13 protein-coding genes are annotated in these 16,567 nt (G+C 72.5%); 10 read left to right on the top strand and 3 right to left on the bottom strand.

Annotation, left to right across the window (positions count from 1 at the left end):
• The first annotated feature begins 13 nt into the window (after nt 1–13).
• The 5 genes from ACFWJW_RS18120 to nudC all read left to right on the top strand — a co-directional run bounded on the left by ACFWJW_RS18120 (nt 14) and on the right by nudC (nt 8,830).
• Nucleotides 14–955, top strand: a complete 942-nt coding sequence (locus ACFWJW_RS18120) for a YidC/Oxa1 family membrane protein insertase (protein ID WP_387241757.1) — start codon at nt 14–16, stop codon at nt 953–955.
• Nucleotides 956–1,168: 213 nt separating this feature from the next.
• Nucleotides 1,169–2,026, top strand: coding sequence for a fumarylacetoacetate hydrolase family protein (locus tag ACFWJW_RS18115; protein ID WP_387241754.1), 858 nt, complete (start codon nt 1,169–1,171; stop codon nt 2,024–2,026).
• Nucleotides 2,027–2,653: 627 nt separating this feature from the next.
• A complete protein-coding gene (locus tag ACFWJW_RS18110; protein WP_387241751.1) occupies nt 2,654–6,409 on the top strand; it encodes a UvrD-helicase domain-containing protein in 3,756 nt (1,251 codons plus the stop codon).
• A gap of 10 nt (nt 6,410–6,419) precedes the next feature.
• Nucleotides 6,420–7,820 (top strand): dipeptidase, encoded by a 1,401-nt coding sequence (locus ACFWJW_RS18105; RefSeq protein ID WP_387241748.1) that lies wholly within the window; start codon nt 6,420–6,422, stop codon nt 7,818–7,820.
• Nucleotides 7,821–7,894: 74 nt separating this feature from the next.
• Nucleotides 7,895–8,830 carry an NAD(+) diphosphatase gene (nudC, locus tag ACFWJW_RS18100; RefSeq protein WP_387241744.1) on the top strand — a complete coding sequence of 312 codons (936 nt, stop codon included), beginning with the start codon at nt 7,895–7,897 and terminating at the stop codon, nt 8,828–8,830.
• A 160-nt stretch (nt 8,831–8,990) separates the two neighbouring features.
• On the opposite strand, the gene ACFWJW_RS18095 is transcribed toward nudC, so the two are convergent.
• The gene (locus tag ACFWJW_RS18095; RefSeq protein ID WP_387241741.1) at nt 8,991–9,248 is read right to left on the bottom strand and encodes a mycoredoxin; all 258 of its coding nucleotides are present in this window, start codon (nt 9,246–9,248) and stop codon (nt 8,991–8,993) included.
• Nucleotides 9,249–9,884: 636 nt separating this feature from the next.
• Between ACFWJW_RS18095 and ACFWJW_RS18090 the strand changes: the two genes are divergently transcribed.
• The 5 genes from ACFWJW_RS18090 (at nt 9,885) to ACFWJW_RS18070 (ending at nt 13,672) form a co-directional block, all read left to right on the top strand.
• The gene (locus ACFWJW_RS18090) at nt 9,885–12,113 is read left to right on the top strand and encodes an ATP-dependent DNA helicase UvrD2 (protein WP_387241738.1); all 2,229 of its coding nucleotides are present in this window, start codon (nt 9,885–9,887) and stop codon (nt 12,111–12,113) included.
• Nucleotides 12,114–12,258: 145 nt separating this feature from the next.
• Nucleotides 12,259–12,585 (top strand): hypothetical protein, encoded by a 327-nt coding sequence (locus tag ACFWJW_RS18085; protein ID WP_387241735.1) that lies wholly within the window; start codon nt 12,259–12,261, stop codon nt 12,583–12,585.
• Between the two features lie 118 nt (nt 12,586–12,703).
• Nucleotides 12,704–13,057 carry a WhiB family transcriptional regulator gene (locus ACFWJW_RS18080; RefSeq protein WP_085922793.1) on the top strand — a complete coding sequence of 118 codons (354 nt, stop codon included), beginning with the start codon at nt 12,704–12,706 and terminating at the stop codon, nt 13,055–13,057.
• Complete coding sequence (locus ACFWJW_RS18075; protein ID WP_387241731.1) at nt 13,054–13,371, top strand: hypothetical protein; 318 nt, start codon at nt 13,054–13,056, stop codon at nt 13,369–13,371. Before ACFWJW_RS18080 ends, ACFWJW_RS18075 begins: the two co-directional genes overlap by 4 nt.
• 103 nt (nt 13,372–13,474) lie before the next feature.
• Nucleotides 13,475–13,672, top strand: coding sequence for a hypothetical protein (locus tag ACFWJW_RS18070; protein WP_387241728.1), 198 nt, complete (start codon nt 13,475–13,477; stop codon nt 13,670–13,672).
• A gap of 101 nt (nt 13,673–13,773) precedes the next feature.
• On the opposite strand, the gene ACFWJW_RS18065 is transcribed toward ACFWJW_RS18070, so the two are convergent.
• A complete protein-coding gene (locus ACFWJW_RS18065; RefSeq protein ID WP_387241726.1) occupies nt 13,774–15,201 on the bottom strand; it encodes an ABC1 kinase family protein in 1,428 nt (475 codons plus the stop codon).
• Nucleotides 15,202–15,236: 35 nt separating this feature from the next.
• Nucleotides 15,237–16,385, bottom strand: coding sequence for a ThiF family adenylyltransferase (locus ACFWJW_RS18060; protein ID WP_387241724.1), 1,149 nt, complete (start codon nt 16,383–16,385; stop codon nt 15,237–15,239).
• Nucleotides 16,386–16,567 lie beyond the last annotated feature (182 nt).

The following is a 16,567-nucleotide window of genomic DNA, read 5'->3' as shown; positions in this document are numbered from 1 at the left end:
GGAGGGCTCACCCATGTCCATGTTCGGCTTCCTCGGCGAGGCGCTGGCGCACGGCGCCCAGGCGATCGCCCCGCTCTTCGGCACCGCGGCCATGGCCGCCGCCATCGTTCTGTTCACCCTGGGGGTACGCGCCGCGCTGCACCCCCTCGCCCGTGCCGCGGCCCGCGGCGAGAAGGCCCGTACGGCACTCGCCCCGCAGCTCGCCGAACTCCAGCGCAAGCACAAGGGCAACCCCGAGCGGCTCCAGAAGGCGATGGCCGACCTGTATGCCAAGACCGGCTCCTCGCCCCTCGCCGGCTGTCTGCCGACGCTGGTGCAGCTGCCGGTCTTCTTCGTGATGTACCACCTGTTCTCGACCGGCGGCGGAGACCTCCTCGACCACACGCTGCTGGGCGCCCCGCTCGGCGGCCACTGGACCGAGGCGCTCGCCGACGGTGGCGTGTTCGGGCCGCAGGGGCTGGTCTACCTCGGGCTGTTCGTGCTGGTCGCGGCGGTCGCCACCTGGAACTTCCGGCGGGCCCGCGCCACGATGGCCAAGACCCCGCAGCCGGCCGCGGGCAACCCCGCGATGCCCGGTATGGCCTCGATGGCCAAGGTGATGCAGCTGCTGTCCTTCGGCACGCTGATCACGGTGGCGGTGGTGCCGCTGGCCGCCGGGCTCTACATGGTCACGACGACGACCTGGACGGCGTGCGAACGGGCGCTGCTGCACCGGGAGCGTGGCCGCGGCGCGGCGGAGGCGGGCGCGGCGGCCGCCCCGGGAGCGGCTCCCGCCGCACCGGCAGTGGCGCCGGGGTCCGCCGCGGCGGACGGGGCTCCGGGTGAAGGGGCCCGCCCGGCGCAGCAGCGGGCGGACCGGCGCACGCCCAAGACCCGCGCGGCCCGCCAGCGGGCGGCCCGCGCCAGGGCCAACTCGCAGGCCAGGGGCACCTCCGAGGCCACCTCCCGGGCCTGATCCCGCCGCTGCCGGAGAGGCGGCTCCGCGGTCCGGCGACGGGGCTTCCGGGCACCTCGTCCCAACCTCTCGGTAACGGTCCAGTCCGTGAACGGGGTCTTGCGGACCGGACCCCGTTCTTGGACGATCAGCCAAATCGCTCGATGGCCGTCCCCCATCGGCCGGCCCGGGAGATCCCTTCCGGGCCGACCTTCGACCACGGGAGAGGAACCGATGAAGCTGCTGCGTGTCGGAACGGTGGGGACGGAACGCCCGGCGCTGCTCGACGATTCCGGGACCCTGCGGGACCTGTCGGGCCTGGTGCCGGACATCGACGGAACGCTCCTCGCCGACGAGGAAAAGCTGGCGCGGATCCGCACCGCCGCCGCCTCCGGCGAACTGCCGCGACTCGACGCGGCCGGGCTGCGCACCGGCCCGCCGGTGGCCCGGATCGGCAAGATCGTGTGCATCGGGCTGAACTACCACGACCACGCCCGGGAGACGGGCGCCGCGACCCCCGCGGAGCCGATCCTCTTCATGAAGGCCCCGGACACCGTCGTCGGCCCCGACGACACCGTGCTGGTCCCGCGGGACAGCGTGAAGACCGACTGGGAGGTGGAGCTGGCGGTCGTCATCGGCCGGACCGCCCGCTACCTGGAGACCGACGACCAGGCGCTGGCCGCGGTGGCCGGCTATGCCGTGGCGCACGACGTCTCCGAACGCGCCTTCCAGATCGAGCGCGGCGGCCAGTGGGACAAGGGCAAGAACTGCGAGACCTTCAACCCGCTGGGCCCCTGGCTGGTGACCGCCGACGAGGTGCCCGACCCGCAGAACCTCGGCCTGCGGCTGTGGGTCAACGGCGAGCTGAAGCAGGACGGCACCACCGCCGAACAGATCTTCCCGGTCGCCGAAGTGGTCCGCTACGTCAGCCGGTTCATGACCCTCTACCCGGGCGACATCATCAACACCGGCACCCCGGCCGGCGTCGCCATGGGCCACCCGGAACCCAAGCCGTATCTGCGGGCCGGCGATGTCGTGGAGCTGGAGATCGACGGGCTGGGGCGCCAGCGACAGACCCTGCGCGGCGCGTAATTTTCCCACGTTGCTGCCCGTCCCGCCGTGGTGGTTTTTCGCCGTTGCTCCCCCACTGCCTGAAGGGCGTGGGAGGTACCCCCACGCGGCGGGCGGGGTCCGCTGCGCGGGGCTGTGGGTGCGGTGACGGGCCTCTGGGGCCTGGTGTGTGGACTGCTTCGCTTTACGTCCACACACCAGGCCCCTCCGGCCCGTCCCCTCCCGTTGGGGGAAGAGTGACGGTGAGTGGGGGCGGGCGCCCGTAGGCAGTTTCACTGCGACCAGTGCGGCGCACCTGACCACCAACATGCACCCCCACCAACCGTCTTTCCCACCCACTCAACGGGAGGGGACGGGCCGGAGGGGTAGGGGTGGGGGACGTAAAGCGAAGCAGTCCCACACCCCTACCCCGGAGGTCCGTCACCGCACCCCGACAGCCCCGCGCAGCGGACCACAGCCCGCCGCAGGCGAAACGGCGCGCAAGCCACAAACGTGAGCCGAAGGCAAAGCGCAGCGCTTGGCGCACGGCGAGGGCACCGCGCAAGCGGGCATCAAACGGCGAGCAACACCCACGGCGGGAGAGCCGAAAACGTGGGAGGGCCGCCCAGGCGCCGCGGACTGTCAGTGGCGGCCGTTACCGTTCTCGTTGTGTCAGCTCGCCTCACCGACCCGGCGCAGCTCAAAGAGCTGCTCGGCATCCCGTTCACCCCGGAGCAGACGGAGTGCATCACCGCCCCGCCCGCCCCGCAGGTCATCGTGGCCGGAGCCGGTTCCGGCAAGACCACGGTCATGGCCGCCCGCGTGGTGTGGCTGGTCGGCACCGGCCAGGTCGCCCCCGAACAGGTCCTCGGGCTGACCTTCACGAACAAGGCCGCCGGCGAACTCGCCGAACGCGTCCGGGCCGCGCTGCTCGCCGCCGGCGTCACCGACCCCGACGCCCTCCCGCCCGCCGACGGCGCCCCCGGCCGGCCCCCCGGCGAGCCGCGGATCTCCACCTACCACGCCTTCGCCGGCCAGCTCCTCAAGGACCACGGCCTGCGCATCGGCCTGGAGCCCGGCGCCCGGCTCCTCGCCGACGCCACCCGCTTCCAGCTCGCCGCCCGCACCCTGCGCGCCGCCCCCGGCCCCTACCCGGCGCTCACCACCTCCCTGCCCTCCCTCGTGGAGGACCTCCTCGCCCTGGACGCCGAGCTCGCCGAACACCTGGTGGACCCCGCCGCGCTCCGCGCCTACGACAGCGACCTCCTCGCCACCCTCGACGGCATCAAGCTCACCAACGCCGACCTGCGCAAAGCCCCCGAAACCGCCCGCGGCCGCCAGGAACTCCTCGACCTCGTCACCGCCTACCGCAACGAGAAGCGCCGTCGCGACCTCCTCGACTTCGGCGACCAGATCGCCCACTCCGCGACCCTCGCCACCACCCGCCCGGAAGTCGGCCGCATCCTGCGCGACGAATTCCGCGTCGTCCTGCTCGACGAGTACCAGGACACCTCCGTCGCCCAACGCCTGCTGCTCTCCGGCCTCTTCGGCGCCGGCACCGGAACCGCCCTCGGGCATGCGGTCACCGCCGTCGGCGACCCCTGCCAGGCCATCTACGGCTGGCGCGGCGCCTCCGTGGCCAACTTGGACGACTTCCCCGAACACTTCCCCTTCGAGGACGGGACCCCTGCCCGCCGCTACGCCCTCAGCGAGAACCGCCGCAGCGGCGGCCGCCTCCTCGACCTCGCCAACGGCCTCGCCGCCCCCCTCCGCCGGATGCACGAAGGCGTCGAAGCGCTGCGCCCCGCCCCCGGCGCCGCACGCGACGGCCTCGTCCGCTGCGCCCTGCTGCCCACCCACGCCGAAGAGCTCACCTGGCTCGCCGACTCCCTCGCCCACCTCGTCCACACCGGCACCCCGCCTGGGGAGATCGCCGTGCTCTGCCGTACCGCCGGCGACTTCGCCCGCATCCAGGGCGCACTGGTCGCCCGGGACATCCCCGTGGAGGTCGTCGGCCTCTCCGGGCTGCTGCATCTGCCCGAGATCGCCGACCTCGTCGCCGTCTGCGAAGTGCTCCAGGACCCCACGGCCAACGCCGCCCTGGTCCGCCTGCTGATCGGCCCGCGCTGGCGGATCGGCCCCCGCGACCTCGCGCTCCTGGGACGCCGCGCCCGCACCCTCGTCCACCACGGCGGCCCGTCCGACGACCCCGGACAGCGCCTCGCCGAGGCCGTCGAAGGCGTCGACCCCGCCGAAACCATCTCGCTCGCCGACGCCCTCGACACCTTCCTGGAAGCCGACGGACCCGACGACGGCCTCCCGTTCTCCGCCGAGGCCCGGGTGCGCTTCGCCTACCTCGCCACCGAACTCCGCGACCTGCGCCGCTCCCTGGGCGACCCCCTCATGGACGTGCTCCACCGGGTGCTCGCCGCCACCGGCCTGGAAGTCGAGCTGTCCGCCTCCCCGCACGCCCTCGCCGCCCGCCGCCGCGAAACCCTCGGCACCTTCCTCGACATCGCGGCCGGATTCGCCGCCAAACAGGGCGGCGAATCCCTCGACGGCGACGCCACCCTCCTCGCCTTCCTCGGTTTCCTGCGCACCGCCGTCCAGTACGAGAAGGGCCTCGACAGCTCGCTCCCCGGAGGCGACAACACCGTCAAGGTGCTCACCGCCCACAAGTCCAAGGGCCTGGAATGGGACGTCGTCGCCGTCCCCGGCCTGGTCGCCAAGCAATTCCCCAGCGAACAGGCCCGCGAGTCCTGGACCAGCCGCCCCAAGGTCCTCCCGCACGCCCTGCGCGGCGACGCGGCGACCCTCCCCGACGTCCAGGAATGGACCGCCCGCGGCCTGAAATCCTTCAAGGAGGCGATGAAGCACCACCAGGAAACCGAGGAACTCCGCCTCGGCTACGTCACCTTCACCCGCCCCCGTTCCCTGCTCCTCGGCTCCGGCCACTGGTGGGGCCCCCAACAGAAGCGGCCGCGCGGCCCGTCCGCCTTCCTGGAGGCCCTGCGCGAGCACTGCGAAGCCGGCCACGGCGAGATCGAGCACTGGGCCGAGGCCCCCGAGGACGGCGCGGAGAACCCGGCCCTCGCCGAGGCCGCCACGGAACAGGCATGGCCCCTGCCTCTCGACCCCACCGCCACCGCCCGCCGCCGCACCGCCGCCGCCACGGTCCGCGCCCATCTGGAACGCAGGATGACACCGGGGGCGGCCGTCTCCGGCCCCGCCGCACCCGCACGGCTCGCCCACGACCCCGACTGGCCGCCGGTCCCGCCGGACGACACATGGGACGGCGACCCGTACGAGCTCCCCGAGGCGGACCCGTTCGACCTTCCGGAGGCCGAGCCGTTCGACGAGGCCGCGCCGTACGGCTCCGCCGACGCCCCGCCGTACGAGGCGGCCGAGGCCGGTCCCTTCGACGTTGATGACTTGGAAGCCGGACCGTTCGAGGACGCCGGACCGTTCGAGGACGCCGGCACGTTCGAGGACGCCGGCCCGTTTGGCGACGCCGCGGCGCACGCGGGACCGGCGTACGACACCCCCGCCGAGGCCGAGGGCCGGGCCCAGGCCGAGAGCGAGACCGCCCCCCGCCCCCGCATCGTCGCCCAGCGCTCCACCGAACCCGACCTCACCGGCCCGACCGACCCGGCCCACCCGGCCGACACCACCCACCCCGACGACACCCCCCACCCCCTCCTCCCCGAAGAGCGCCGCACCGTCGGCTCCTGGGACCGCGATCTCGACGCCCTCGCCGCCGAGCTGCGCCGCGCCCGCGCGACCGTCCGCGACGTCCCGCTGCCCTCCGCGCTCAGCGCCACCCAACTGCTCCGCCTCGCCGCGGACCCGGACGGCTTCGCCCGCGAACTGGCCCGCCCCATGCCGCGCCCGCCCCAGCCCGGCGCCCGCCGCGGCACCCGCTTCCACGCCTGGGTCGAATCCCGCTTCGAAGAACTCACGCTGCCCCTGCTCGGCCCCGACGAACTGCCGGGCGCCGAACCGGGCGAGGACACCGAGATCGTCGACGAGCACGACCTCGAAGCCCTCAAGGAAGCCTTCGCCCGTACCCCGTACGCCCACCGCACCCCCTACCGGGTCGAGGCCCCCTTCCAGCTGACCCTCGCGGGCCGGGTCATCCGCGGCCGGATCGACGCCGTCTACAAGGAGCCCGGCCCCGACGGCGACCGCTTCGAGATCGTCGACTGGAAAACCGGCCGCGCCCACACCGCCGACCCCCTCCAGCTGGCGATCTACCGCCTCGCCTGGGCCGAGCGCCACGGCCTGGAGCCGTCCGCCGTCGACGCCGCCTTCCTCTACGTCCGCAGCGGCGAGGTCGTCAGACCCACCCGGCTCCCCGGCCGGGCCGGGCTCGAACGCATCCTGCTCGGCGAGACCGCCGACCTGCCTCCCCCGGAAGGCCGATAGGCTCGGTCGTATGAGCACAACCCCGGACAGCGCCGTCCGCGCGTATCTCACCCTCCACCGCGAGACCTTCCTCGAAGACCTCGCCGCATGGCTGCGCATCCCCTCCGTGTCCGCCGACCCGGAGCGCGCCGGCGATGTCCGCCGCAGCGCCGAGTGGCTCGCCGCGAAGCTCACCGACACCGGCTTCCCGACCACCGAGATCTGGGAGACCGGCGGCCTGCCCGCGGTCTTCGCCGAATGGCCCTCCGGCGACCCGTCCGCGCCGACCGTGCTCGTCTACGGCCACCACGACGTCCAGCCCGCCGCCCGCGAGGACGGCTGGCACACCGACCCCTTCGCCCCGGAGACCATCGACGGCAAGCTCTACGCCCGCGGCGCCGCCGACGACAAGGGCCAGGTGTTCCTCCACACCCTGGGCGTACGCGCCCACCTCGCCGCGACCGGCCGCACCGCCCCCGCCGTCAACCTCAAGCTGCTGATCGAGGGCGAGGAGGAGTCCGGCTCACCGAACTTCCCGGCCCTGATCGAAAAGCACGCCGACCGCCTCGCCTGCGACGCGGTGATCGTCTCCGACACCGGCATGTGGTCCAAGGACACCCCCACGGTCTGCACCGGCATGCGCGGCCTGACGGACTGCCAGATCGACCTCTACGGCCCCGACCAGGACATCCACTCCGGATCGTTCGGCGGCGCCGTCCCCAACCCCGCCACCGAGGCCGCCCGGCTGGCCGCCGCCCTGCACGACGCCGACCGCCGGGTCGCCGTCCCCGGCTTCTACGACGGCATGATCGAACTCACCGACCAGGAACGGGAACTCTTCGCCGAGCTCCCCTTCGACGAGGAGGAATGGCTGCGCACCGCGCATTCCCACGCCACCCTCGGCGAGGCCGGCAGCACGACCCTGGAACGCATCTGGGCCCGCCCCACCGCCGAGGTCAACGGCATCGGCGGCGGCTACCAAGGCCCCGGCGGCAAGACCATCGTGCCCGCCACCGCACAGCTCAAGCTGTCCTTCCGGCTGGTCGCGGGCCAGAACGCCGCCGCCGTGCAGCAGTCCGTACGCGACTGGGTCGCCGCGCGCCTCCCGGCCGGCATCCGGCACGAGATCTCCTTCTGGGGCGCCACCCGCCCCTGCCTCACCCCGCTCGACCACCCCGCGCTCCAGTCCGTCGTCCGCGCCATGGGCCGGGCCTTCGGCCAGAAGATCCGCTTCACCCGCGAGGGCGGCTCCGGACCGGCCGCCGACCTCCAGGACGTCCTCGGCGTCCCGGTGCTCTTCCTCGGCATCTCCATCCCGTCCGACGGCTGGCACGCACCGAACGAAAAGGTCGAGCTCGACCTGCTGATGAAGGGCGTCGAGACCGCCGCCCACCTGTGGGGCGACCTGGCGGAGACCTGGCAAACGGCCTGACCGCGCGCACCGCCGTACCGACCCGCGCCCGTACGCAGCAATCACCCACGCCATAGGGGGAGTTGGAAACACCAGTGACCACCTGGACCGACCACAGCGCCGACCGGCCGATCACCTTCAGCGCGCCGAGCGGAATCGACCGCTCCGCCCATCACCGCCTCGACGAGGCATGGCTGGCGGCGGCCTGGAGCCACCCGACGACGCGCGTCTTCGTGGTGTCCGGCGGCCAGGCGCTGATCGACGACACCCCTGACGGCCGCACCGAGCTGATCATGACGCCGTCCTTCGAGGCGCCGCTGACCGAAGCCCACCGCTACTACCTCGGCACCGACGACGACGGCGTCAGCTACTTCGCCCTCCAGAAGGACTCGCTGCCCGGCCGGATGGACCAGTCCGCGCGCCCGGCGGGCCTGCGCGAGGCGGGCCTGCTGCTCTCCCCCCGCGACGCCGGGCTCCTCGTGCACGCCGTCGCCCTCGAAAACTGGCAGCGGCTGCACCGCTTCTGCTCCCGCTGCGGCGAACGCACCGTCATCGCCGCCGCGGGCCACATCCGCCGCTGCCCCGCCTGCGGCGCCGAGCACTACCCGCGCACCGACCCGGCCGTGATCATGCTCGTCACCGACGAGGAGGACCGCGCACTCCTGGGCCGCCAGGTCCACTGGCCCGAGGGCCGCTTCTCCACCCTCGCGGGCTTCGTCGAGCCGGGCGAGTCCATCGAGCAGTCGGTGGCCCGCGAGGTCTTCGAGGAGGCCGGCGTCGTCGTCGGCGACGTCGAATACATCGCCAGCCAGCCCTGGCCCTTCCCCTCCAGCCTGATGCTGGGCTTCATGGCCCGCGCCACCTCCGCCGAGATCCAGGTCGACGGCGAGGAAATCGAAGAGGCCCGCTGGTTCTCCCGCGAGGACCTCCGCGCCGCCTTCGAATCCGGCGAGGTCCTCCCGCCCTACGGCATCTCCATCGCCGCCCGTCTCATCGAGCTCTGGTACGGCAAGCCCCTGCCGAAGCCGTGAACGGGGGCGCGGCCGGCCGAAGGGGCCGGCCGCGCCTGATGCGGTGCCTTCATGAGGGTGGCAGAGCCGCTCACCGACCAGCGGCCGTCTTACTGACCGGCCGGGAGCAAGGCCAGGCCCTCGCCGGAGAACGTCGGACGAGGGCTGCGACCACCGCGGATCAGACGCCGAGCGCCTGCTTCACCTGAGCGAGGCTCGGGTTGGTCATGACGACCTCGGAGTCTCCCTGGGTGGGGACGACGCGAACCGTGGGCACCGTCTGGTTGCCGCCGTTCGCCTTCTCCACGAACGCCGCGGACTCCGGGTCGTGCTCGATGTTGATCTCGGTGTAGGCGATGCCCTCGCGGTCCATCTGGCCCTTCAGCCGACGGCAGTAGCCACACCAGGTCGTGCTGTACATCGTCACAGTGCCCGCCATGCGTCCTGCGCTCCTTCACTAAGTCTTGATCCAATACCACCCGCATCCGTACCCGACGCGGCCAAGCAACTCAACGCACATCCCCTCTCGACCATTCCCGGGGGTCGAAACGGCGTCGGGAGCGGTCTCGGGGACGGCGTGTGGAACGGTCTCGGGGGCGGTCTGGGGGACGGACGGCCGGTGGAACTTCTCGGGAACGGCCTGTTGCGGGCGGTGGGCGGGGGCAGCCGGGGGAGGGCGGAGCCCGCCAGGTTTCCCGCTCGCCGGCTTTCTCACCCGCGGGCCTACTCACCCGCCGGCTACTGGGCGCCCTGCCAATTGCCGCGGGCCATCCCCCCGGGGGGCGCCCCCACCCCCACCCCCGCCCCTCCCCACCCCAACCCCCACCGACCAAAGTCGCCCCGCAAGCTGCCCCAGCCCAGCCCAGCCCAGCCCGCACCTCGTCCAGGAGCCGCCTCACCCACCGCCTTCGCCCGCCACCTCCGCCGGCTGCCGCTTCCGACCGCCGAGACCAGGAAAGCACCCGCCGCGCTCCCGCACCGTCGGTTGTCCACAGCGGGCCGGACCCGTACGACCGGCTCCGGCGGCTGTGGACGGCTGTCCCGGGCGTCCCGGTGGACCTGGCAGCATGGCGGGGTGACAGCAGCAACGGACTCCTCTCTTTTCCCGCAGGTGCCTGACTCGGCCGACGGGGTGCTGGACGGGCTCGACCCCGAGCAGCGCGAGGTCGCGACGGCTCTGCACGGTCCGGTGTGTGTGCTGGCCGGTGCCGGCACGGGCAAGACCCGCGCGATCACCCACCGGATCGCGTACGGGGTCCGGGCCGGGATTCTCCAGCCCGCGAGTGTGCTCGCCGTCACGTTCACGGCCCGAGCGGCAGGCGAGATGCGGGGCCGGCTGCGGCAGCTCGGTGCGGGCGGGGTCCAGGCCAGGACGTTCCACTCCGCGGCGCTGCGGCAGCTCCAGTTCTTCTGGCCGAAGGCCGTCGGCGGGGAGGTCCCGCGGCTGCTGGAGCGCAAGATCCAGCTCGTCGCCGAGGCCGCCGCCCGCTGCCGCATCCGGCTCGACCGCAGTGAGCTGCGCGATGTCACGGCGGAGATCGAGTGGTCCAAGGTCACCCAGACCGTTCCGGCCGACTATCCGGCGGCGGTCGCCAAGGCCGGCCGGGAGGCCCCGCGCGACCCGGCCGAGGTCGGGCAGATCTACGGTACGTACGAACAGCTCAAGCGCGACCGGGGCGCCATCGACTTCGAGGACGTGCTGCTGCTCACGGTCGGTGTGCTCCAGGACCGGCACGACATCGCCGAGCAGGTCCGTACGCAGTATCAGCACTTCGTCGTCGACGAGTACCAGGACGTCAGCCCGCTCCAGCAGCGGCTGCTGGAGCTGTGGCTGGGGGACCGCGACAACCTCTGCGTGGTCGGCGACGCCAGCCAGACGATCTACAGCTTCACCGGCGCCACTCCCGACCACCTCCTCAACTTCCGCACCCGCCACCCGAACGCGACGGTCGTCAAGCTCGTCCGCGACTACCGCTCCAGCCCCCAGGTCGTGCACCTCGCCAACGGCCTGCTCTCCCAGGCCCGTGGGCGGGCCGCCGAGCACCGCCTGGAGCTGATCTCGCAGCGGGACGCGGGCCCCGAGCCCGTCTACACGGAGTACGCCGACGAGCCCGCCGAGGCCGAGGGCACCGCCCGCCGTATCCGCGACCTGATCGCTTCCGGCGTGTCCGCCGGGGAGATCGCCGTCCTCTTCCGCATCAACGCCCAGTCCGAGGTCTACGAGCAGGCGCTGGCCGACGCCGGGGTGCCGTATCAGCTGCGGGGCGCCGAGCGGTTCTTCGAACGGCCGGAGGTGCGCGAGGCGGGCGTCAAGCTACGGGGGGCCGCCCGCTTCGGGGGCAACGACGCGCTGCTCGACGACGCACTGGACCTGCCGTCCGAGGTACGGGCGGTGCTCAGCGACATGGGCTGGACCAGCCGGCCCCCGGCCGGTTCCGGGGCGGTGCGGGACCGCTGGGAGTCCCTGGCCGCTCTGGTGCGGCTCGCCGAGGACTTCGCCCGGGCCCGGCCCACGGCCACCCTCGCCGACCTCGTCGCCGAGCTGGACGAGCGGGCCAACGCGCAGCACGCCCCGACGGTCGAAGGCGTGACCCTCGCGTCCCTGCACGCCGCCAAGGGCCTGGAGTGGGAAGCCGTCTTCCTGGTCGGTCTCACCGAAGGCATGATGCCGATCACCTACGCCAAGACCGACGAGCAGATAGAGGAGGAGCGCCGCCTCCTGTACGTCGGCGTGACCCGCGCCCGGCTCCATCTGGGGCTGTCCTGGTCGCTGGCGCGCTCGCCGGGCGGCCGGGCCTCTCGCCGCCCCAGCCGGTTCCTGAGCGGCCTGCGGCCGGGCTCCGGGGCGGTGGCGGGCCGCCGCACACCGGGCGCGGCCCCAGGGGGTGTCGAGCGCGGCGACGGGCCGGCGGCGGTGGCCCGGCGCACCAAGCACCGCAGCCCGGCCCGCTGCCGGGTCTGCAACAGGACGCTCACGGACCCGGGCGAGATGAAGCTGATGCGGTGTGAGGACTGCCCTTCGGAGCTGGACGAGGCGCTCTACGAGCGACTGTGCGACTGGCGGGCCGAGCAGGCCGCGCGCTCCCGGCAGCCCGCGTACTGCGTCTTCACCGACAAGACACTGATGGCGATCGCGGAGGCCGTTCCGGGAACCGAATCGGAGCTTGCGGTCATCTCAGGAGTGGGGCGGCGGAAGTTCGACCGCTACGGCAGTGACGTGCTGGCGATCTGTGCCGGCGAGGAGCTCGCGGGGGTCGCGGAGGAGGGGCCCGAAGGCGCCGCGGAAAACTCGTCGAAAAAATAGTTTGCGCCCGCGGAGCACCGCCCCATAGCCTTCAGAAGCAACGGAGACAACGGTTTCTTTCCGAGATCCGATGGATCCGTGCTGTACTTGAACACCCTGGAACGGGATTCCCGGTCCACCGAGACGCCGAGAGGAGGCGAGACCAGTGATCAGCATCATCGAGACCAACAAAATGACCGATCCCTCGGTCGTCGCCACCTGCCCGCTCGGCTCCTCGCTCCCTGGCACCGGTCTGTCCGGCTTCGGCCGCCTGTCCGGTACCGAGGTCGCGCGCCCCGAGTCCCTCGCTGTGCTGACGCGCGGTGAGCGCACCGCGCGACCGACCGAGGCACCTGCGGCAGCCGTAGTGGCGGCATCGGTGAATGCCTTTGCCTTCGCGGCGGCCAACGGTGCCGAATCCCGGAAGCAGTACCAGACGCAGCATGAAATGTGGGCCTACCGCGGCCACGAACCCTGGAGAGATCCAGCCTGATCGGCACGATCAGGTCGGCACCTTCCAGGGCCGCGGAACCCACACCGGGATCCGCGGCCCTTTTGTTTGCCCAAGCGCCCGCCACCAGCCGGGCCGAACAGACGAGGAACACACCACCGTGCAACTCCAGACGCACACCCCGTCCGTAGCAACCGACCTGATCCCTCCGCCCGACCCCCAGGAGAACTCCTTGCTGCCCCTCACCGAGCTCGACGACGAGATCGACCGCCTCGGCGCTGCCGTTCCGTGCCGGACCTACGACCCGGAGGTCTTCTTCGCCGAGTCCCCGGCCGACGTCGAGTACGCCAAGGCGCTGTGCCAGACCTGCCCCGTCCGTGAGGCATGTCTCGCGGGTGCCAAGGACCGCCGTGAGCCGTGGGGCGTCTGGGGCGGCGAGCTCTTCGTCCAGGGCGTTGTCGTGCCGCGGAAGCGGCCGCGTGGCCGTCCGCGCAAGAACCCGGTCGCGGCATGAACACCATCGGCACAGGAACGATCGACCGTCCCCTCACACGGGATCCCCAGAAGCAGGACCTCACGATGAACCCCACCTTCACCGACACACCCGTCCCCGTGAACACCGACGTGATCGAGTCGCGTCAGAACAGGAACCACGCCATGCAACTCATCCCAGAAGCCCTGGCTCGTGCTCATATGCACGAACGGCTCCGGGTGGCCGAATCGGAACGCAGGGCCCATCGGCTCGCCGCCGCGCGGCGTATGCAGCGGCGCGCCGAGCGCGCGTCGCTGCGTGCCCGCCGTGCGCTGGCCATGGCCGTGATGCAGTAACGGCGGTGCGCTGATACCGCCACATACGGGGTCCGTCCGACAGGGCGGGCCCCGTGGTGCGTGATATCCCCGTTCCTGCGGTTGGCGGGGATATCGTCGGACGGTGGACCGGAAGACGCATGAACAGGCGGAGTTGGCCGACGGGAACACGGTGTGCGCCGGCTGCGGCGCGAGGGCCGAGGGCACCCCGCCGACCTGGACCTGCTCCGTCGAGAACGGTGAACGCCGCTACTTCTGCGACGACTGCGCGCGGGAGAACCTCCGGGCCATTGAGGGACGCCTGGATTCGACCTGGTGGTGAAGGCCCTCGAAGCCGAAGCTGAAGCCGGGGCCCGGGCCGCCGTGCCCGCTCCGTCGGCGAGGTGGGCGAAGCGGGCGACCGGTGCGGCCCGGCGGGCGGGCTCAGGCGGTGGACCCTTCGACGGCCTCCTCACCGATCTCCGCGCCGACGACGGTGTCGAAGCCGGTGAGCTCCGAGCCCGCCGGTTCCTCCTCGGGTACAAAACCGGGCATCCAGGCTTCTAGTTCGTCACGCAGCCGTACCGTCGCCCCCAACTGGCACAGCACCCCGATCGTGCTCAAGGTCACCCGGTGGATCAGCAGGTACGCGGGCGGCAGGTTGAGCTGCTTGCCCAACTGGTGGGCCGGCGAGCGCGGGTCACCGACCCGGGCCGCCTGCCTGCGCATCCAGCCCCGGGTGAAGGTGAACTCGTCCACCTGCGCCGGTTCGATGATGGGCAGCAGATACTCCAGCACCGCGTCCGGGTCCAGCTCGATGGACTCCTTGACGAAGCCCTCCTCGCACAGCAGCTGGTACACGGCGTCGGCCTCGCCGTCCAGCGTCATCCGCAGGGACGTGCCGATCGTCGGCGGCAGCCCGTCGGGGAGCCGGTCGACGGTGCCGAAGTCCAGCACCCCCAGCCGCCACTCCTCGACCGGTCCGTCCGGGAAGTCCCCGGCCAGCAGCCGGAAGTTGCCCGGATGCGGGTCGGCGTGCAGCAGGCCCGTACGGGCGGGGCCGGAGAAGAGGAAGCGCGCCAGGAGCTGGCCGGCCCGGTCCCGCTGTTCGTCGGTGCCCTCCGCGATCACCTCGGACAGCGGCACCCCCGCCATCCACTCCGTCACCAGCACCTGGTCGCACTGGTGGACCACGGCCGGCACCACCACATCCGGGTCGTCGGCGAACTCCGCGGCATGGGCCCGCTGGGCCTCCGCCTCCAAGGCGTAGTCCAGCTCCTCCGACACCCGGTCGCGCAGCTCGGTGATCAGCGGCTTGATGTCCATGCCCGGGACCAGCGGACCCAACAGCCGGGCGAACCGGCTCAGTTGCGACAGATCTGACAGCAGCGCCTGACCGGCCCCCGGATACTGCACCTTGACGGCCACCTCGCGGCCGTCGTGCCACACCCCCCGGTGCACCTGCCCGATCGAGGCCGCCGCGGCCGGCTTGTCCTCGAACTCCTCGAACAGCTCCTGCCAGTCCTCGCCGAGCTGCTCCGCCAGCACCGCGTGCACCGTGCTCGTCGGCATCGGCGGCGCCGCTTCCTGAAGTTTCGTCAGCGCGGCGCGATACGGGCCGGCGATCTCCTCGGGCAGCGCCGACTCGAAGACGGACAGCGCCTGCCCGAACTTCATCGCCCCGCCCTTCAGCTCGCCGAGCACCTTGAAGAGCTGTTCCGCGGTGCGCTGTTGCAGCTCACGGCCGACGATCTCGGCGGATCTGCCGCCGATCCGCTTGCCCAGGCCCCAGGTGGCGCGGCCGGCGAACCCCAGTGGCAGCGCGGCCAGCTTGGCGGTGCGGGTGACCGCCTTGCGGGGAAGATCAGACATGCGCCCCTCCAACTCACACTGTCCCCCTACCGGGGTTACTCCGTCATTGTGGCGTGTTCGGGCTGCGGATCCGAGATGCCTGCCGAAGCCGGTGAAGCGGCAGCGCCACAGCCGCAGTCCGGATGCGGCTCGATCCGCACCGTGCGCACGCTCGCACACGGCGCCGCGAGCTCCATCCGCGCACCCGTGCACGGCGGCAGTTCGCCATCGAGGAACGCCAGCGCCTGGACGGCGGCGATCCCCGCGACCGTTGTTGCCAACGCGGCATCGCAGGCCGGAACCGCGGGTGCGGCACGCCCCGACCGCCACTGCGCGAGCAACCGCGGCCAGGCCGGCTCCGCGTCCGTACGACGCAGCTCGTCGCAGCGGGCACAGGCCGAACCGCCGGGCAGCACCAACGGACCCACCACACCCGTGCCCTCGATCACCCCCGCGTAAAGATGTGGGATTCCGGCGGTGAGCAACGGCTCGGACAGCACGGGGTCGGGGGCGTACGCGCCGAGTCCGTCCCGTGGGGCCAGCACCACCAGCGACAGCCCGGGTTCGCCCGATTCGCTGACCGGGACCCTCGGCCGTGGGGTACGGCTCCAGGGGGAGGACTGCTGAACCAGCCGTTGCGCGGCCGAGCGCCGCCGCTCGCCGATCCGCTCGGCCGGCAGCCCGCCGGGCAGGACGTCCCACGGCTGGACCGTGCCGCCGTCGAACACCTCCACCCGGCCGATCCCCGAGGCCGAGAGCAGCGCCGCGATCGCGGCGCCGACCCGCCCCGACCCCTTGACCCGGGCCCGGACCGCCCGGCGCGCTCCTATCCGGCCCAGCCCGCCCGCCGGTTCCGGATGCCGCACCGAGAGGGAAGCCAGATCGGGCCGCAGCTGCTCGAAAGCGGTGTGGTCCGCCCGGACCGCCTCGGCCGCCGGGCCGCCCCCGGTGGGGGATTCCAGCAGCCCGGCGGCGCCGAGCCGGTCCACGACACCCCGCACATGCTCGGGCGGGAGGTCCAGTAACGCGGCCTCCTCGACCAGTTGCCGCATGGTGCGGGTGCCGTCGATCAGCGAGAGGAAACTGCCGGTCGCCGTATCGACCGGGCCGACCACCATCGCATGCGCCGGTGCCACCCCGAACCGCACCGTCTCCCGGTCCCGCCATCCGCGCCGCAGCGCGGGCTTGAGCATCGGATGCCTCATCTTCGCCCCCGTCCGTTGATTCGTCGTCCGGCACTCAGCATGCGCCCTGCGGCGGATCGATGCGGAAGTTATCCACAGGCGGTGGGCAATGGTCGTACAAGCGGTGCACGCCATGGAGTGGTTCGATGGCGAACCGTCCGCGGGGCGGGACTTCCCGCCGCGCCAGCGGGTAACGTCGGGCG

Source organism: Streptomyces sp. NPDC127097, from assembly GCF_042724075.1.
Taxonomy (GTDB): Bacteria; Actinomycetota; Actinomycetes; order Streptomycetales; family Streptomycetaceae; genus Streptomyces.
This window is presented reverse-complemented; position numbering and strand designations above follow the sequence as displayed.